16 protein-coding genes are annotated in these 17,230 nt (G+C 70.6%); 12 read left to right on the forward strand and 4 right to left on the reverse strand.

Features of this window, described 5'->3' with window-relative positions:
- Positions 1-7 precede the first annotated feature (7 nt).
- Both ABT014_RS25490 and ABT014_RS25495 read right to left on the reverse strand, forming a co-directional pair.
- The gene (locus ABT014_RS25490; protein ID WP_350641499.1) at positions 8-238 is read right to left on the reverse strand and encodes a DUF397 domain-containing protein; all 231 of its coding nucleotides are present in this window, start codon (positions 236-238) and stop codon (positions 8-10) included.
- Entirely contained in the window at positions 239-1,111 is an 873-nt protein-coding gene (locus ABT014_RS25495; protein WP_350641501.1) for a helix-turn-helix domain-containing protein, read from the reverse strand.
- 334 nt (positions 1,112-1,445) lie between these two features.
- On the opposite strand from ABT014_RS25495, the gene ABT014_RS25500 reads away from it, so the two are divergent.
- The 6 genes from ABT014_RS25500 to ABT014_RS25525 all read left to right on the forward strand — a co-directional run bounded on the left by ABT014_RS25500 (position 1,446) and on the right by ABT014_RS25525 (position 6,750).
- Positions 1,446-1,862, forward strand: coding sequence for an ATP-binding protein (locus ABT014_RS25500; protein WP_350641503.1), 417 nt, complete (start codon positions 1,446-1,448; stop codon positions 1,860-1,862).
- Positions 1,863-2,032: 170 nt separating this feature from the next.
- On the forward strand, positions 2,033-3,349 hold the full coding sequence (locus ABT014_RS25505; protein ID WP_350641505.1) for a carboxyvinyltransferase: 1,317 nt from the start codon (positions 2,033-2,035) through the stop codon (positions 3,347-3,349).
- Complete coding sequence (locus ABT014_RS25510) at positions 3,346-4,572, forward strand: metallophosphoesterase (RefSeq protein ID WP_350641506.1); 1,227 nt, start codon at positions 3,346-3,348, stop codon at positions 4,570-4,572. Before ABT014_RS25505 ends, ABT014_RS25510 begins: the two co-directional genes overlap by 4 nt.
- Positions 4,569-5,105 (forward strand): dCTP deaminase, encoded by a 537-nt coding sequence (dcd, locus tag ABT014_RS25515; protein WP_350641508.1) that lies wholly within the window; start codon positions 4,569-4,571, stop codon positions 5,103-5,105. The genes ABT014_RS25510 and dcd overlap by 4 nt, the downstream gene beginning before the upstream one ends.
- Positions 5,105-5,641 (forward strand): dCTP deaminase, encoded by a 537-nt coding sequence (locus ABT014_RS25520; RefSeq protein WP_350641510.1) that lies wholly within the window; start codon positions 5,105-5,107, stop codon positions 5,639-5,641. Before dcd ends, ABT014_RS25520 begins: the two co-directional genes overlap by 1 nt.
- A complete protein-coding gene (locus ABT014_RS25525) occupies positions 5,638-6,750 on the forward strand; it encodes a glycosyltransferase family 4 protein (RefSeq protein ID WP_350641512.1) in 1,113 nt (370 codons plus the stop codon). Before ABT014_RS25520 ends, ABT014_RS25525 begins: the two co-directional genes overlap by 4 nt.
- A 13-nt stretch (positions 6,751-6,763) precedes the next feature.
- Here ABT014_RS25525 and ABT014_RS25530 read toward each other — a convergent pair whose 3' ends face one another.
- The gene (locus ABT014_RS25530; protein ID WP_350641514.1) at positions 6,764-8,038 is read right to left on the reverse strand and encodes a hypothetical protein; all 1,275 of its coding nucleotides are present in this window, start codon (positions 8,036-8,038) and stop codon (positions 6,764-6,766) included.
- A gap of 248 nt (positions 8,039-8,286) precedes the next feature.
- Between ABT014_RS25530 and ABT014_RS25535 the strand changes: the two genes are divergently transcribed.
- Together ABT014_RS25535 and ABT014_RS25540 are read left to right on the forward strand one after the other, a co-directional pair.
- The gene (locus ABT014_RS25535; protein WP_350641516.1) at positions 8,287-9,330 is read left to right on the forward strand and encodes a serine hydrolase domain-containing protein; all 1,044 of its coding nucleotides are present in this window, start codon (positions 8,287-8,289) and stop codon (positions 9,328-9,330) included.
- Positions 9,331-9,698: 368 nt separating this feature from the next.
- Positions 9,699-10,910: a TniQ family protein gene (locus ABT014_RS25540; RefSeq protein WP_350641517.1), complete on the forward strand. Its 1,212-nt coding sequence runs from the start codon at positions 9,699-9,701 to the stop codon at positions 10,908-10,910.
- A gap of 176 nt (positions 10,911-11,086) precedes the next feature.
- On the opposite strand, the gene ABT014_RS25545 is transcribed toward ABT014_RS25540, so the two are convergent.
- The gene (locus ABT014_RS25545; RefSeq protein ID WP_350641518.1) at positions 11,087-11,326 is read right to left on the reverse strand and encodes a helix-turn-helix domain-containing protein; all 240 of its coding nucleotides are present in this window, start codon (positions 11,324-11,326) and stop codon (positions 11,087-11,089) included.
- 59 nt (positions 11,327-11,385) lie between these two features.
- Between ABT014_RS25545 and ABT014_RS25550 the strand changes: the two genes are divergently transcribed.
- From ABT014_RS25550 to ABT014_RS25565, 4 genes are read left to right on the forward strand one after another with little or no spacing between them, the layout of a single operon-like run.
- Positions 11,386-13,215: a TniQ family protein gene (locus ABT014_RS25550; RefSeq protein WP_350641519.1), complete on the forward strand. Its 1,830-nt coding sequence runs from the start codon at positions 11,386-11,388 to the stop codon at positions 13,213-13,215.
- Positions 13,212-13,976 carry a TnsA-like heteromeric transposase endonuclease subunit gene (locus ABT014_RS25555; protein ID WP_350641520.1) on the forward strand — a complete coding sequence of 255 codons (765 nt, stop codon included), beginning with the start codon at positions 13,212-13,214 and terminating at the stop codon, positions 13,974-13,976. Before ABT014_RS25550 ends, ABT014_RS25555 begins: the two co-directional genes overlap by 4 nt.
- Positions 13,973-16,090 (forward strand): TnsB C-terminal domain-containing protein, encoded by a 2,118-nt coding sequence (locus tag ABT014_RS25560; protein WP_350641521.1) that lies wholly within the window; start codon positions 13,973-13,975, stop codon positions 16,088-16,090. Before ABT014_RS25555 ends, ABT014_RS25560 begins: the two co-directional genes overlap by 4 nt.
- Entirely contained in the window at positions 16,090-17,202 is a 1,113-nt protein-coding gene (locus ABT014_RS25565; RefSeq protein WP_350641522.1) for a TniB family NTP-binding protein, read from the forward strand. The genes ABT014_RS25560 and ABT014_RS25565 overlap by 1 nt, the downstream gene beginning before the upstream one ends.
- Positions 17,203-17,230 lie beyond the last annotated feature (28 nt).

Raw genomic sequence — 17,230 nt, forward strand, 5'->3', positions numbered from 1 at the left:
ACCGCCGTCAGGCCAGGTGGTCGAAGGCTCCGGACTTCGCGCCCGAGAGCATGGCCCGGATCTCACCGCGGGTGTAGACGTGCGGAGTCTGCTCCGGCCGCTTGGAGTCCCGGATCGCGATGAAGTCGCCGACCACACCGAACTCCACGCAGTTGTCGTTGCCCCCGCTGTCCGGGCTCTTCTCCCAAGTGATACCGGAGAAGTCCAGCTCGGAGGGGTTGGGCTTGGTGGTGCTCACTTACGGCTCCTTGAGGATCTTGTTGATCTGGTCGCGGGTCTCGGGTGGGCCGAGGGCACGGGCACGCAGGTGGTCGAAGACCTCGGTGTAGCGCTCCACATCCTCAGATCCCTCGAAATACACCGAGTTGGTCAGATTCTCCACCCACACCACGTCCGGGTTGGGCGCGGGGAAGCGCATGAGAATGAACGACCCGTAGAGGCCCGGGTGGAAGCCGGCTGCGAACGGCAGGAGTTGAATGGTGAGGTTCGGGCTGGGCTCGATGGCCAGCAGGTGCTCCAACTGGCCCTTCAGGACGGCTGGCGAGCCCTCGATCCGCCGTATGGCCGCCTCGTCGATCACCGCCCACAGCTTCGGCGCGTCCTCGCGGCCGAGTACCTTCTCCTGACGCTCCATCCGCACCGTCACCAGGGCGTCGACCTGCTTGGCCGTCAGGTCCACCCGCATCTCGGTGATGACCTGCCGCGCGTAGTCGGCGGTCTGCAACAGGCCCGGCAGCAGCTGCGGCTCGTACGAGCGGAAGCTCGTCGCACTGGACTCCAGCGCCAGGTAGCCGCCGTACTGGGTGGTGTTGATCACCGCGGAGTACTTCTTCCACCAGTGCTGGCGCTGGGCCTGGTCGGCGCGGACCAGGTCGAGGATGTCCTCACGCTCGACCGGGTCGATGACCCCGTAGCAGTCCAGCAGAGCCTTTACCAGGATTGGAGTAGTGCCGCGTTCGCCGTTCTCGATCCGGCTGAGCGAGCTCTGGTTGACCTCCACGATGGCCGCGACCTCGGTCAGCTTCAGCTCCTTGGCGTCCCTCAACTCCCTGAGCCTGGACGCGAGCTGACGGCGGTACACGGACTGCGGGGCCGGGTTCCTCTTCGCCATGGCGCAAGTCTCCACCCCGCCGGAGCCGGAGGACAACCGATCTGAGGGAATTTCGCTTGGGCATATTGCCCAATGGCAGACCCTGCGGGCATGCTGACTCTCGGTGGCGGATCGTGACCTCTTGGTCGCGCTTCGTGTCATATGCCGCTGCCCGCCTCGCGCCGACTGCCGGGGGCCCCGTGTGCCCCGACGCCGACGTGCCTGCCGAACCCTTTCGCGAGCCCCCACACATCCACGCCCGGGGCTTGCTCTGCCGACTGGGGAGCACGCCATGCACGAAGACCGAGTCCGCCCCCGACACGAACCCGAAGTGGCCCTGTGTGGCTTCTTCCTGATGCCCCGCCAGAACGGATTCGCGCTGCACATGAGCGTGAGCCCCGAGCACGTCCGCGAGATGCGCGCGCGGGTCTTCAAGACAGTGGCCTCGTTCGGGGCCTCCGAAGCTGTCGCCGACGACGCCCGGCTGGTGGCCAGCGAGCTGGTCGCCAACGTGGTGCGGCTGTGCGGCCCGTGGGCGCCGGTGGTCGTCCTGGTGGCCGTTGCGGACGAGCAGGTTCTGGTGCAGGTCCACGATCCGGCTCCGTCCGTGATGCCCGGCCGGGAGACGGCACCGCCGGACAACGCCCGCTCCGAGACCGGCCGCGGCCTGTGGATCCTCGACGTCCTCGCCCCGGGCTGGACCGTCGATCCCACCCCGGTGGGCAAGCGGATCACCTGCACCCTGCCCCGCGAAGCCCTCGCCGCAGTCTGACCCGCCGGCCCCAGGGCACCGCCGTGACCGCACCGCCCGGCGCTCCTCAGGCCGAGGCGGTGTCCCTTCCGGCCTGGCCGCCAGGCGGAGCGCCTTCGTCCGCCGGTCCGCCCGCGCGCACAGCCGAACTACTCCACCTTCCGATCCCGCTCACCGCACTGGAGGCTTCCATGACGCTCGTCCCCGTCTCCGCCCCTGGCCTTGCCGTCACCTCCCGCCCCGGCCGTCCGTTGTCCGGGACCGTCCGGGTGGATGGCTCCAAGAACGCCGCCCTGCCCCTACTGGCCGCCGCCGCCGCGATCCGCCGCCCGGTCCGCTTGGACAACGTCCCCGACAGCGCGGACGTCCAGCTGATGCTGGCCCTCCTCCAGCGCTCGGGCTGCCACCTGGCCAGGCCCGTCGCCGACCCACGGGCGGTGTTGCTCGGGCCGGTGGACGGCCGCCTTCCGGTGCCCGAACTGCCCGACGCCGGCCGCATCCGCGCCTCCTACTACCTGGTGCCCGCCCTGCTGGCCGCCTGCGGAGCGGCCCGGCTGCCATGGCCCGGCGGCTGCCAGATCGGCGAGCGGGGCATGGACGAGCACTTCAAGGTCTACGCCGCCTTCGGCGACAAGGTCGAGGTCGATGACGACGGCTACCAGATCACCGCCACCCCCGGCGGCCCCGACCGGGTGGTGATCGACCTGCCGTTCCGCTCCCGGGGCGCGAGCGTGGCGGCCGTCCTCCGCGCCACGGTCAGCGGCCACCGGCTGCTGCTGGGAAACCCCAACCTGTCCCCGGAGTTCACCGGGATGCTGGAGTTCCTGCGCGAGGCCGGGTGGCGGGCCGACCTCACCGAGGACACCCTCACCATCGAACCACCGGCCGTCCCGGACGAGACCACCGCGCTCGCCTGGTCGGTGCCGGGCGACAAGATCGAGGCCGGGACCCTGGCCTGCGCGATCGCCGCCACCGGAGGCAGCGGCCGGATCGAGGGAGTCCGGGGCCAGGACACCCTCCCGGTCGCCGAGGCCCTGAACTGGCTGGGCATCCCCGCCCTGGCCGAGCTCGGCGCGTTGGTCCTGCCCGGTGGTGCCATCCCGAGCGGTAACCCGCTGACGGCCACCGCCTCGCTCGCCCCCGGCGGCCTGGACGCCGACTTCGAGCCCGCGCTGATAGCTCTCGCCGTCGGCCTGCCCGGCACCCACCTGTTCTCCGACGCCATCAACCCCGGCCGACACAGCAACCTGATCCCCCAGCTCCGCGCGCTCGGTGCCCGGATCGAGGAACTGTCCCCCACCAAGTGCCGCCTGACGGGCCCTCAGCACCTGACGGGCGCCGCGGTGAAGGCCACCGACATCCGCACGGGCACCGCCCTGCTGATCGCCGGGCTCACCGCGCACGGCACCACCACCGTCACCGGCCTCGACCAGCTCCAGCGCGGCCACGCCGACCTGCCCGCCAAGCTCCGCGCACTCGGCACCGACATCACCGAGGCCAGCCGATGACGGCGACCGCGCGGACGCTGAAGCGGATCACCGCCACCACCGACGTCCACTCCCACCTCGCCAACGCCACCGGCATGCTCGCCCACCTGCACGGCGAGCGCGAGCGGTCGCTGATCGTGGACTGCGGGGACTTCTTCGAGGGCACCGGCTTCTACCGTCTCGGCCACGGCAGCGTGGAGCGCAAGATCCTGCTCGCGCTGTACGACGTGCTCGCCCCGGGCAACCACGGCTGGAGCCACCACTTCGAGCCGGGACTGCGGGAGTTGACGGTCTGCGCGAACGCCATCGACACGAGCGGCCGCCCGCTGTTCCACCCGCTGCACCTGGCGGAGATCGGCGGCCGGAGGGTGGCGGTCACCGCCGTCATCAGTCCGCAGGCGTTCAGCGCGATCCCGCTCGGCCAGCGCTCCGGCCACCGCGCCACCGACCCGGTGCAGGCTCTGCGCAAGCTGCTGGCCCACCACCACGAGGTGGACACCTGGGTCCTGCTCTCCCACTCCGGCTTCGAACAGGACCTGGAGCTGGCCGCCGAGTGCCCGTTCCTGGACATCGTCTTCGCCGGGCACTGCCACAGCGACCACTACGGGCCCGAGCCGGTCGCCAGCACCCTCGTCGTCAAGGGCCCCGAGCACGGGGCCGGGTACGCGGCCGCCGAACCGGCCGGCTCCGGCTGGACCGCCCGCACCAGCCGCTTCCCCACCGCGGACCGGCTCCCGGCCGACCTGGCGGACATCGGCGAGGAGATCGAGACGCTCAAGGACCAGCTGACCGACCCGCTCGGGCCCGTCGCCGAGCGCTGGCGGAACACGGTGCCCGACCGCCGCGAGCTGCTGGAATCCGTCGTCTCCAGGCTCCACACGGGCCTGGATGGCACGGCCGTGATCCTCAACGAGACCGCCCTGCGGCCCGCGCCTGTCGGAGAGGTGCTGCGGCTCGAGGACCTGATGACCATCGAGCCCTTCGGAAACCGGCTCGTCCACGCCGACCTGCCCGAGGCCGCCGCCCGGGACCTGCCCGCACTGCTGGCCCACCTGACGGAACGCGCCGGGCCGCTGGTGGTGGCTCCCGCTCCGCCCTGGCCCGGCGTCCGCAGCGTGCTGACCACCGACTACCTCGCCGAGACGTTCATGGCCGGGCACGCCAGCAGGAGCGGGCTTCCCCTCGGCCAGGCCGTCCGGCACGCCCTCACCCACCCCCCGAGTGTCGTAGGAGAAGCCGAGTGATCCTCACCGGACCGGAGATCACCACCGCCGTCCGCGACGGCCGCCTCCGCATCGCCCCCTTCGAACCCGGCCAGGTCAACCCCAACAGCTACAACGTCCGCCTCGGCCCCACCCTGCTGACCTACACCGAAGAGATCATCGACGCCCACCGCCCCAACCCCACCCGGGAAGTCGAGATCGGCGAGGGCGGGTTCGTCCTGCAGCCGGGGGAGCTCTACCTCGGACACACCGTCGAGGAGGTCGGCTCCGACACCTTCGTCCCCCTGCTGTTCGGCCGCTCCTCCGTGGGCAGGCTCGGCCTGTTCGTGGAGATCACCGCCCCCATCGGCGACATCGGCTTCCACGGCCAGTGGACCCTGATGCTCGCCCCGACCCGACCGCTGCGGGTCTACCCGGGCATGAAGATCGGCCAGATCATGTTCTTCGTCTCGGTCGGCCCGGTCGACCTCTACAGCGGCAAGTACCAAGCGGCGCTCGGCCCGCAGCCCTCCGGCTACTGGCGCGACCAGGCCGGAGCCGGGGCAGTGGCCTGATGATCCTCACCGGCTCCGCCATCGCCGCTGCCGTCAAGGCGGGCGAGATCACCATCGACCCCTTCGACCCAGCCCGGATCTCGCCCAACGCCTACGACTGGCGCCTCGGCGAGACCTTACGGGTCTGCGAAGGCGACCTCGACGCCGCCCAGCCCACAACCTTCACCGAGACCACCATCCCCGCCGACGGCCTCGTCCTCCGCCCCGGCGTGCTGTACCTCGGGGCGACGCTGGAGCACACCGGCTCCGAGCGGTACGCGCAGATGCTCAACGGCGACCGCACCACCGGGGCGCTCGGCATCTGGGTCCACGTCTCCGCCCCGCTCGGCCACGCCGGCCACGCGATCCGCTGGACCCTGGAGATCCGCGCCGCCCGGCCCGTGCGGGTCTACCCCGGCATGACCTTCGGCAAGCTGATCTTCCTTCAGACCTTCGGCGCCCCGGCCAGCTACCAGCAGCTCGGCCTCAAGTACACCGCCACCGACGGCATCGACATCTCCCGCCTATACGAGGAGATCCCCGGAGGCACCACGTGACCTTCCCCCGAACCGACCGGCCCCTGGTGGCGACCTGCCTCGACCTGCCCTTCGGCAGCCCCGGCGGCAGCGTCGAACTCTTCCGCGACCTGTACACCGGCGAGGACCCGCTCATCCCCGCCCGCGCCTTCATGCTCCAGCCCACCGGCCGCCGTCCCACCGTCCCGCCGGGGCTCGAACTGCTGGCCGTCTCTGGCAAGACCTTGGAGGGCCCCGCCTTCCGCCGCTACGTCGCCGCCCTCCGCCGGGCCCTCGCCCACGCCTTGGACCCGGAGCAGATCGGGGTGCTGCACCTTCAGCACCTGGCGTTCGGCGCCACCCCGGCCCTGATGCGGGCCCTGCCCCAGCACCCGCGCATCGCCCTGGTCCACGGCACCGACCTGCTGTTCGCCCAGACCCACCGCGACCAACTACGGGTCCTGCGCGAGAGCGCCCGCCTCGCCGACGCGATCGTGGCCCCCACCACCGCCATGGCCGACCACCTGGTCCGCCTCGCGCCCCAGACCGACCTGAGCAAGATCCACCACATCCCCTGGGGCATCCCCAACCACTTGATCGACGCCGTGCCGACGCCGGTCAAGCGAGCCCCCGGCCAGCACCTGCGACTGCTATACGCCGGGCGGCTCACCGCGGAGAAGGGCGGCGACGTCCTCATCAAGGCGCTCTCCGTAGCGAAGGGGATTGAGCTGAGCATCGCCGCCCCGCGCGCGGAGTTCAACACACTCCAACCCGCACTCCGCCAGGCCGTCCAGGCCCGCTACCTCGGCTGGCTGAGCCGCCCCCAGCTCTGGAAGGCGTTCGCCGAGCACGACGCCCTCGCCATGCCCTCCACCACCCTGGAGGCCATGGGCCTGGTCGCCCTCGAAGCCCAGGCGTGCGGCCTGCCCGTCCTTTACCAGCCCGTGCCCGGCCTGCGCGAGGCCCTCGGCAACTCCGCCCTGGCCACCGACTTCACCGACACCACCACCCTCGCCCGCGACCTGGAACGGCTACGGACCTCGCCCACCCTGCTGGCCGCCCTGCGGACCGCCGGCCGGGCCAATGCGGCCCGCTACCCGCTCAGCGCCACCGCAGCAGCCCTGATGGACCTCGGAAAGCAACTCGGATGAGCCTCGGGCAGCATCAGGGGAGGTCGAACAGGACGCCCTGGCCAGCGCCACCAGCTCGGGGTACAGGGGTGCGTCTGCTGCGAGAAGCCCTTCCAGCGTCGGGCTCGGTAACGGCCGAAAGCCCCTCGATGGTGGCGGGATCCTGTAGAGCGAGCGCAGGTGCGCTTCGACTCGATTGCTCCGCGGTCGCGTACGTGCCGACCAGGGCCTCGATGATCGCGACAACCTCGGCGACGCTGATCTCGTCCAGGCTGGCCGTTTCCGTATGGCCGCCGTACCGCATCAGAGCTTTGTCGATCTGGGTCTTCGCTCCGCAGGCGCGAACCGCAGCCTTGATCGCGTTCTCGGCTGCGGTGGCGTCCGCACCGACGAGGAAGGGCCATCGGCGGACCCCGTGGTCGAATCCCTGGCGCCGATGCTCTTGCAGGCGGTTATCCACATTGTTGGCTTTGCCCCATTTGAGGTACCCAGCCCGGAGGTTGACGGCGAGGTAGACGTGAGACGGCTCTCCCGCCTTGAAGCTGGTGTCCGAGCAGTCCGAGCAGCCGCCCTGGTCGCGGTTCCGGATGTCGTTGAGACGAGGGCCAGGACGAATCTTGGCTCCGCATACCAGGCATGTGCACTTCCAGGGCAGACTTACGCTCCCGGGGTACGGAACGTCGGGCTCGAGCTTGGCCTTCCGCATGCTCGCGACGGCCTCTGTCTCGGAGAGGCGCTGTGAAGCCGCTTGGCGTGCGCGGCCGCACGGATCGCAGACGTGGCCGAGCTGCTTGATCGCGCTGTACGTGGTCTTCGTCCCGACGTTGCCGCATTTCGCGCACTCGAGCTTCCACGGGTCGTCAGCACCGGTGTAGGGCGCGCGCGGGATCAGGTGGTTGGCCAGAGCGAGGGTCGCGGCTTCCTGCGCGTCGCCACGGTTGCTATCTCCTATCCGGTCTTTCTTGCACTGCTTGTCGCACAGCCCAATACCGCCCCGCATGGCGTTCGAGTAGGTCGGATAGATGAGGGCCCCGCAGCCGAGGCAGATGCACTCGATGGGTTCCCGGTTGTTCGTGTAGTCGCCGACGACGATGACGCCTTTGGCCTCCATGTCGCGGACCACATCGGCGAGCGGGAGCCGCAGGGACTCCGCGACTTTCGCCTGGCCGCACGGCCTGCACGGACCCTGGCGCTTGGCGTTGCTGAGCGTCGGCTTTCCGGGCTTCTTGCACTCTGCGCATTTGCCAGGCCACTGGGCGTCCACGCTGCCCGGGTACGGCACGGCAGGCTCCCAGCCATAGCTGATCATTCGCCGCCGGGCTTCCCCCGGCTCAAGCTTCCGCACCCCTGTCCCTCCGCAGCCACCGGAGGAGGGACCGTAGCGGCAAGCACTGACAGCTTGTCACCCAGGCTTATGCGAAGGGCCATTGGGGCGGTCCAGCATGCCCACTCCATGGCCGACACAGATCAGCGTCACTCACTCGGGTCGCTGCCATCCCGCGCCCGGCGTCACTACGCTGGCCGGAGCGAGGACGTCTTAAGCCGATCGGGGAGACGATGACACCCAGCACAACTCGCATCCGCAAGCTCCTAGCGGACGGTGTCCACGACCGGGCCTACCCCGGGGCGGTGTGGGCCGTCGGCGACGCGACCGGCACCCACGCGAGTGGCACCGTCGGCGTCCTCGACCCCGCACAGCCCGACGAGCCGATGCGGGCGGACACCGTCTTCGACGTCGCCAGCCTCACCAAGATCCTCGCCGTGTGGTCCACAATCGGCGCCCTGTGGCAGGACGGCCTGCTGCCGCTGGACGAGCCGCTCGGCGTCTTCTGGCCCGAGGTCACCGGACACCCTCTCGGTCGGGCCACCGCCCGGAACCTCCTGACCCACACCGCCGGAGTGCCCCTGCGGGCCCAGCTGAGGAACCTCTACGGCACCGACCCGGTTGCCATCCGCACCGGCGTCCTGCACGAGGCCGCGCACCGGCCTCCGGGCGAGGCCGTCGAGTACACCGACCGGGCCGCCCTCATCCTCGGCTACCTCGCCGAACACCTCTCCGGACAGAGCCTCGACCAGCTCGCCACCGAACGAATCTGGGCCCCCCTCGACATGAGGGCAACCCGCTTTGGCCCGCTGCCCGCCAATCAGGCCGCGTTCTCCGCTCCGACCGAACTCGACCCCGAGACCGGCGCCCACCTCAAGGGCACCGCTCACGACTTCTCCGCTCGCCTCCTGAACGGGGTGTGCGGCATCGCCGGCGCCTTCTCCACCGCTGGCGACCTCTCCCGCTTCCTGCGCTACATGCTCGACCCCGCCACTGCCGCCAACACACCCGGCTTCGGCCCCGGATGGACCGAGGAGTCACTGACCGTCCAGACCGGAGGGCTGGAGCCCGTCCGCGGCCTGTTCTGGCATCCCGCCCCGGGCACCGACCCGACCGACCACGTCTGGGTGCACTACGGCTTCACCGGCACCGGCATGTGGATCTCACCCAAGCTCGGCACCTGGGCCGTCCTGCTGACCAACAAGCTGTACCTGACCCGCGACCGCGAGCCGCTGACCGGCATCCGCAACCGCTTCCGCAAACTCGTCTTTAGCTGACAGCCCTCTCGCCGCCGGACAGCAGGTGGCGAGAGCGGGTCATCAAGCCCCGTGGCTCGACGGTATCCACGGAGGCCGACACCCACCGGGCTTCGGGCAGAACTGGTGTGGCAGCCCGGATTCGACCAGATGCCTCCCCCGCCGGACAGTCAGAAGCACTCACTGCGACCTGCCGAAGATCACCCAGGGAGCGGCTACCCCGGTATGGGGAAGCCCTGGCGACACTGTGGACATGACTGACGGCAGGTTCCGGGTCGCGGCAGACCCGCCGTCGAGGCAGGAACGAGGGGATCGGAGGGCGGACACTACGGGCCTGGCGAGAGAGCGGCATGCCAGCATGGACCCCGACTTATGGTGGGGAGGACGGCATGACAGCGCAGACACGATGGCGGCCACGGCGGCTGCCCGCCGTCCCGGTACCGCTCGAGGGCGAGTCCCTGCACAGCTGGCTCGCGGCGCTGGCCAGGCTGAACGAGACCGGGATCGGCCCGGTCATGGCGGCCCTGCACCTGCCCGCGTCGGCCAACCCCGGCTTCGCGCTTCGCAAGGCCGTGCGCGGTCTCACCGCCTACCAGACGGGAGCGGTCGCCGCGGCCACGGGCCTGCCCGAAGACCGGGTCAGCCGGCTCACCTTCGCTTCCTATCTGTCGGGACTGCGCAAGGTCCGGCCGCTGCCGGACGGCCTGCCGGAACGGCCCCGGACTGCGAGCATCGACATCCACGAGAAGAACCACGCCGACACGATCCGCCGTGACCACATCGTCCCCGACGGGCAGGCCAAGGTGTGTCCGAGCTGCATCGACGAGGACGACGGGCGCTGGCCGCTGGCCTGGATGCTGCCGTGGTCTGTGGTGTGCCCGCGCCATCACCGCTTCCTCGTGGCGGCATGCGAGTGCGGCGCTCGGCCCAGGGCGCTCGGCTGCCTCGACGGCCGGAACTGGACGTGCCCCGGCCGCAAGATCAACGGGCGGCTGACGGCCTGCGGCCAGCTCCTGCGGGACCTGCCGGCCGGGACCTTCTCCGACCCGGCGCTGGCCGACGCGCAAGCCTGGCTCCTGCAACTGCTTGACCCGCTCGGTGAGCGAGGAGAAGCGGAAGGCGTCACACCGGACGACGTCAACGCCATGGTGCTGCTGTGCACCGAGCGTGGCTTCGTGACGAACCTGGCCGGACTCGACCCTCCCGTCAAGGAGGCGTTCGAGACGCACATGAGGACGAACGAGCGGAACATGTGGCGCCGCGGCGGCAGCAGCAGAGGACGCCGCGGATACTCGCCCGACCCGCACGTCATCGCCGCCGGCCTGCGGATGGCCGTGGCGATCCTGGCCGCCGACGACCCGCTGGAGGAAGCCCGCAGGTTTCTGCCGGTGGACATCGCGGGCGTGATGGGTGTCAGGGCCATCTCCGACTGGCTGCGCAAGGACACGCAGTGGACCGCCATGAGCCTGGTCGGACCCCGGTACGTTCCGCTGGCCGCGGCCGTCCTGAACCCCGAGGGTGCCAGGGTGCCGCGTACGGGCTTCATGCTGGCCCACCCCCGGGGGCGTATGAGCTTGTGGTCGGCGTTCGACGCCGATTGATCGCCACCGATCGCCCGGCGGCCCAGGGGGCGCGTCCCACTCCCGACCTCGCTGGTCGCTCCGCTCCATGGAGTTCGGGTCCACCGACTGCTGCGGACGGCTGACCCGTCGAGGCCGGTGCCGACGATCTCGACGGATCGCGGAGCGAGCACGGCGGACGAAGCCGCCGGGGCCCGTCAGCTGCGGGGGAACAGGTCGCTCACCTCGACGCCGAGAACCCGGGCGACGCCGGGAAGGCGGTCGGCCGCGATGCTGTGGCGGCCGGCCTCGACACCGGCGTAGAAGGACCGGTCCAGGCCGATCGCGCGGGCGGCACCGCTCTGGCTCAGCCCCGCCTGCTCGCGAAGCGCCCGCAGCCGCTTGCCGAAGGCGACGCGGTAGGGCTCGTCTTCCGGGCTCGTCTCGGGTGTGTCCACCCCAGAAAGCTACCGCGAGCCGACCTGTAGCATATTTCCATCAATCGGGGGGAGGTCCGATGGGTGTGCCGGTATCGATCGCCCAGCCGGGCTCGGGGTCCGTCGCGCACCGGCTGGCGCTGGTGCCGCGGGCAAGACGGCTTCCGGCTGTTCCGGTGCCGGTGGAGGGGGAGGCGTTCGCGTCCTGGATCGACCGGACGGCCTTCGAGCTCGGGGTCGGCCCCGGCCTGCTGGCCCAGCGGCTCGGACTGGAATGCCGCCCGTCCAGTGCGACCACCCGACCGCTGCTGTTCGGGATCATGCTCACGGCGGAGAGCCTACGCGGGGTCCAGGAGGCGACCGGCCTGGCCGCGGACCGGTTGCGGGCGATGCACCTGGAGCACTACGCGGGCGGAGCCCTGGACTTCACCGGCCTGTACGCGCCGTCCGAGTCCTCGGTGCGGTCCTGGGCGATCCGCGAGTGGGCCCAGGTGCACTCCAGCCGGGCCTGCGCGCGCTGCCTGGCCGAGGGGACGGTGTGGCCGCTGTGGTGGCGGCTCCAGACTGCGGCGGTGTGCCCGCGCCACTCGTGCCTGCTGGTCGACTCCTGCCCGGCGTGCGGCATCCGGCTGCGGCGGGGCAACGCCGGCCACCCGCGGGGTCTGCTCTCCAGGCCCGGTGCCCTCGACCCGGCTCTGTGCGGTAACAGGGTGCCCGGCTCGGCCGAGGTCGGTGGGCTCTGCCCCCAGCCGCTGGCCCAGATCGCCGCCCCTGACGTCCACCCGGCGCTCGTTCAGGCCCAGAACCGCGTCCTGGCCGCTGCCGCGTTCCGGCAGCCGCAGCTGCTGGGCGAGCAGGTCACCGCCGCCGAGTGGTTCGCCGCCCTGCGGCTGCTGGCCGCCGTCGCGCGGCGTGCAGCGAGCGCGGAGGACCTGAGCGCGTGCGAGACCATGCCGCCGGAGGCCCGGGAATCGCTTGCCGCAGTCCTCGGGCACCACCGGTCGGCGGCCCGGGGCGGGATGCACGCCGTGCTGCGGGCAGGCCCGGCCGAGGCCACGGAGGCGGCCGGTCTGCTCGCGCTCCTCGATCCGGTCCTGGCCTGTACGGAGCCCCAGGAGGCCCGGGACCTGCTGGCGCCGTGGGTTGCGGTGCTGGCCGAGCGGCGGCGCGCCGCGAAGGGCACCGATCCGTTCCGGGGCCTGCCGCGTCCCCGGCTGCTGGACGAGCTGCTGGCCGAGGCCATGCCCCGCTCGAACAGGGTCGCCGGAGCGCTGACCCACCGGCGCAACCCGCCCGCGCCGCCTCTGCACCTGCACCAGATACCCCACCTGGTCCGCGAGAGCGACTACGCCGAACTCATCGCCGAGCACCTGCCCGCCACCGCGCCCACCTCCGGGCGACGGCTCGCCGCCCTCGCCGTGGCCCGCCTGTGCGGGGCGGGCAGCTGGCCCGAGGCCGCCGCCTTGCTCGGCATGGACGCCCGCCGCGCGGCCCGCGTCAGCGACACGCTGGTGCGCCGAATCAACGACGCCGGCGCCTTCTGGAAGGCCGTCCGCCTCCTGGCCGAGCGGATGCGCGCGAGCGGACCGGTCGACTACCAGGAGCGCCGCACGCTGCTGGACGACCTGACCGAGGTACCGCACCGCGTGCTGTTCGCCATCCTCCACCCGCTCGGCCGGGACGTGACCCGCCAGCGGCAGCTGCACGCCGCCGCCTGGGTGTGGCAGCAGCTGACCGGCGGCGACGTGCGGGAAGCCCCCGCGTACCGGCACGGCTGGACGGGGGCGAGCGAGGAGTCGGTCCGGGAGGGCTGCCGGCGCTTCGCCGCCCGCCTCCCGCCCCAGGCCGCCGACGCCCTCACCGCCTGGGGCGAAGAGCTGCTGAATCAGCATCAGGGAAGGGCACGATGACTCGCCGACGCACCGTCAGACCTATCGGTCTGGCACTGGGCCAGGTCCTGGTCCGCTACTGCGACCAGGGGGGCAATGAGCGGCTGGTGGCGGCTGCGGACGCCGTCCGGCTGCGGTTCGAGGACGGCCTGCCGGTACGGGACATCCCCTCCTACGCAGGCCAGCAGCACACCCCCGGCGAGCTCTGGTTCGCCACCAGCGACCGCTTCCTGGCCTACGAGTCCTACTTGGAGTCGAAGTGGATGAAGCTCCTCGACTTCGACCCTGACGTGGCCGACCTCGTGGCCCAGCCGTTCGAACTCGAGGGCCGCGACCAAGGCGGAGTGTGGCGGCACACCCCCGACCTCTTCGCCCGCCTTGGGGACGGGACGGTGCGGCTGCTGGACGTGAAAGCGAACCGGTTCCTGCCCCACCTCGACGTCACCCGCCAACGGATCAGGACCGCGGCCGTGTGCGAGGCCATGGGCTGGGACTACGAGATGGTCGGCGAGCCCGATCCCCTGCGCTGGGAGAGCGTCAAGTGGCTCGCCGGGTACCGCCGCCCGTCACTGGCCGCCGACGAACTCGCCGCACCGCTGCTCGAACTCGCCGCTCACCCGGTCACCATCGGGGACCTGCTGGCCTTCCAGAGCGCACCGGACATCGCCCGCGCGGTGGTCTACCACCTCATGTGGCACCACCGCCTGGCCTTCGACATCACCAAGCCCCTGCGGGACCACACCCCGGTGTGGTCCCGCCCAGCCCCGGAGACGCGCCCGTGAACGCCCACCGCATGACCGTCGGCGACTGGATCGCGTTCGAGGACGAACGCCACCAGGTCGCCGGCCTCGACGGCCTCACCGTCCGGCTGCGGTCCGAGACCGGACGGCTCCAGGTCATCCTGCTGTCCGAGGTACTGACCGACACCACCTTCCAGGCATCCGTCGCACCCCCGGACACCGCAGACAGCCCGGACGGCGCGGACGACCTCGCAGCCCTCGACCCGGGCGGCATCCTCGCCTCCATCGACAAGGAACTGGTCAAGGACGCCGTGACGAAGGAGGCGGACCTGCTGGAAGCGATGACCGGCTACCGCTCCGGCGACCCGCTCGACGCGCTGCCGGGCGAACCTCGCCCCGAGTACGCCCCCGATCTGCCCCTGACCGAACGGGTCGCGTCCAAAGCGCGCGAACGCGGTGTCAGCGAGCGGTGGATCTGGAAGCAGTGGGCTCAGCGCCAGGAGCACGGGCTGTGGGGACTGGTGGACAAGCGCCGGGCCAAGCTGAGCAACCCGCTCAAGAACGTCCCGGCGGAGGTCCTCCAGGCGATCCGGGACCAGGCCGAGGCCGAGCGTCTCGACAGCACCGCGACCATCGGCAACCGGTTCCTGCGACGCACCCAGCAGCGGCTCGACGCCCAGCACGGCGAGGGAGCCTTCACGCTGCCCGAACGCGACGCCTTCCGAAGGATCGTCAAGAACCTGCTCGGAGGCCGCGTCACCGAACCGGCCTACCGCCGGGCCACGGCCGCCAACCAGCCCGACCGCACCTTCGGCAACGTCATCGCCCACCGCCCGGGCGAGGTCGTCATGCTCGACACCACCCCGCTGGACGTCCTCGCCTTCGACCCGGAGACCGCTAAGACCCACAGGGTCGAACTCACGATCGCCATCGACGTCGCCACCCGCTCGATCCTCGCCTGGCGGCTCACCCCCGAGGGCACCAAGGCCATCGACATCGGCCTGCTGCTGGCCGACGTGATGACCCCCGAGCCCATGCGCCCGGCCTGGGCGGAGGCCCTGCGCTACCAGGTCCTGCGGATCCCCTACGACCGGAAGCTGACCATCGACGAGCGTCTCGCCGAAGCCGCCGCCCGCCCGGTGGTCTACCCCGAGACCCTGCTGTACGACCACGGCAAGCCCTACAAGAGCGACGTCGTCCAACGTGCCTGCTACCGCTGGAGGATCGACCTCCAGGACGCGCGTAAGCTCAAGCCGACCGACAAGCCGCACGTCGAGCGGCTGTTCGGCACGATCCGCCAGCAGTTCTCCGAGCATGTCGCCGGCTACAAGGGCAACAACGTCGCCAACCGCGGGCGCACCGCCGAGGACCAGGCCCGGTGGACCATCGACGAACTCGCGGAGTTCTTCGCCGAGTACGTCGTCGCCGTGTACCAGCGGCGCACCCACCGCGGTCTTCACCTGCCCGGTTTCCCGGACATCCGCGTCTCGCCCAACGAGGCGTACCGCCAGGCCCTCGGCTCGGCCGGCTACGTGGACTGCCCGCGCGATCCGAACCTGTACTACGAACTACTGCCGATCGAGCGTCGGGTGATCCACCCCTACGGCGTTGAGATCGACCACCTCGTCTACAACGGCGACGTCCTCTACGGCTATCGGGGCTCCAAGTCCGACTACCCGGACGGGCTGTGGCCCATCCGCTCCGACCCCCGCAACCTCCTGCACGCCTATTTCCTCGACCCCGCCACAGGGAAGTGGTACGTCCTCACCTGGACACACGCCACCGGTGAACACCAGCCGTTCACTGACATCACCCTTCGCGAGGCCAAGCGGTACATCGCCGCCCGCGGCAAGACCCCTGACGACCAGGACGCGATCGCCGAAGCCCTCGTCGCACTGCAGAACCGCATGGACGCCCCCGAGACGTGGACGGCCGACCGCAAGCGCAAGATCCGCGACCGTCACCGGGCCGCCGCCCAAGCCGCCGACATGCAGCGTGCCGACCCTCCCGCCAACTCTCCGACGCTGCACGTCATTTCCGACGCCGAACCGGATGGTGAACCGGAAGGCGAAGAGGGCGCCTTCTGGGGCGATCTGGACCTGACCACCATCAAGCCCGCTGAGATCTGGGCCCCGAGCACCCGACAGGACCGCTGATGTTCACCACTTTCGGCTTCGCGCACCCCGGCCTCGCCGAGCCCCGCACCAAGGAGGAATGGCGGGCCTACCTGGCCATGGAGGCTCCACAGCGGCCCTTCATGCCCGCGCACGCGCAGTACTTGCGGATGACCCCTGAGGAGCGCGAGGACTTCAACGACGAGCGGGACGACTTCCACAGTGCGCTCGAGCTCGTGCGCACCCGGCAAATGCGCCGGCTGCACGCCGCCTTCGCCCGCCGGATGAAGGTCAACCGGAACCAGGCGCCCGGAGCCAGGCGCGGCATCGTCCTGGACGGCCCGGCGACCATCGGCAAGAGCACCCTGGTCAAGCTCTTCGCCAAGGACTACGAACTCAAGCTCCGCAAGCGCTACCCCAAGAAGTTCGCCGCGAGCTACGAAGTCGACGGCTACCTCGTCGACTACACCCCCGTCGTGTACCTCAACATCCCGAGTCAGGCCACCCCGAAGGACCTGTCCGTCCTGCTGGCCGAGTACATGGCCATGGTGATGCGCTCCGGAGCGACCAAGACCGAAGTCACCAACGGCCTGCTGAAGAACCTGAAGCTGGCGGGCACTGAGCTGGTCATCATCGACGATGTCCACTTCCTGGACCTGTCCGCCAAGGAGGGCAAAGTCGTCAACGACCACCTGAAGTACCTGGCCAACCACGTCGCGGCCACGTTCATCTACACCGGCGCCAACCTCAACACCAGCGGCCTGTTCCTCGAAGGCCAAGGCAGCACCCGGGCCACCCAGACCTCGGGTCGAAACACCCTCCACCACATGCGGAAGTTCGGAACCACGAAGACGGACAAGATCGCCTGGGTCGAGGTCGTGGCCGCACTGGAGAGCACCCTCGCCCTGTACCGGCACAAGCAAGGTCAACTCGCCGCTCTCTCGCCCTACCTGCACGAGCGAACCGGCGGGAGCATCTGCGGACTCTCCGACCTCATCCGCGAATCGGCCATCGAAGCCGTCGCCTCGGGCGAAGAAGCCATCACCAAGAAGATGATGGAGACCATCCAACTCAGCCAGATGGCAGAACTGGAGTACCAGGCGACCAAACCCGCGCAGCGCAAGGCGCGTTCGAGGGCGCAGGCAGCGAGCTGACCATCACCATGATCGAACCCGAAGCTTG

Origin of the sequence: Kitasatospora sp. NPDC094015 (genome assembly GCF_040304075.1) — a bacterium.
Lineage (GTDB): Bacteria > Actinomycetota > Actinomycetes > Streptomycetales > Streptomycetaceae > Kitasatospora.

What these genes read in the sequence shown, in the direction of transcription:
- ABT014_RS25495 (WP_350641501.1), bottom strand. Translation starts at nt 1,111, where the DNA reads ATGGCGAAGAGGAACCCGGCCCCGCAGTCCGTGTACCGCCGTCAGCTC.
- ABT014_RS25500 (WP_350641503.1), top strand. Translation starts at nt 1,446, where the DNA reads ATGCCCCGCCAGAACGGATTCGCGCTGCACATGAGCGTGAGCCCCGAG.
- ABT014_RS25505 (WP_350641505.1), top strand. Translation starts at nt 2,033, where the DNA reads ATGACGCTCGTCCCCGTCTCCGCCCCTGGCCTTGCCGTCACCTCCCGC.
- ABT014_RS25510 (WP_350641506.1), top strand. Translation starts at nt 3,346, where the DNA reads ATGACGGCGACCGCGCGGACGCTGAAGCGGATCACCGCCACCACCGAC.
- ABT014_RS25520 (WP_350641510.1), top strand. Translation starts at nt 5,105, where the DNA reads ATGATCCTCACCGGCTCCGCCATCGCCGCTGCCGTCAAGGCGGGCGAG.
- ABT014_RS25530 (WP_350641514.1), bottom strand. Translation starts at nt 8,038, where the DNA reads ATGATCAGCTATGGCTGGGAGCCTGCCGTGCCGTACCCGGGCAGCGTG.
- ABT014_RS25535 (WP_350641516.1), top strand. Translation starts at nt 8,287, where the DNA reads ATGACACCCAGCACAACTCGCATCCGCAAGCTCCTAGCGGACGGTGTC.
- ABT014_RS25540 (WP_350641517.1), top strand. Translation starts at nt 9,699, where the DNA reads ATGACAGCGCAGACACGATGGCGGCCACGGCGGCTGCCCGCCGTCCCG.
- ABT014_RS25550 (WP_350641519.1), top strand. Translation starts at nt 11,386, where the DNA reads ATGGGTGTGCCGGTATCGATCGCCCAGCCGGGCTCGGGGTCCGTCGCG.
- ABT014_RS25555 (WP_350641520.1), top strand. Translation starts at nt 13,212, where the DNA reads ATGACTCGCCGACGCACCGTCAGACCTATCGGTCTGGCACTGGGCCAG.
- ABT014_RS25565 (WP_350641522.1), top strand. Translation starts at nt 16,090, where the DNA reads ATGTTCACCACTTTCGGCTTCGCGCACCCCGGCCTCGCCGAGCCCCGC.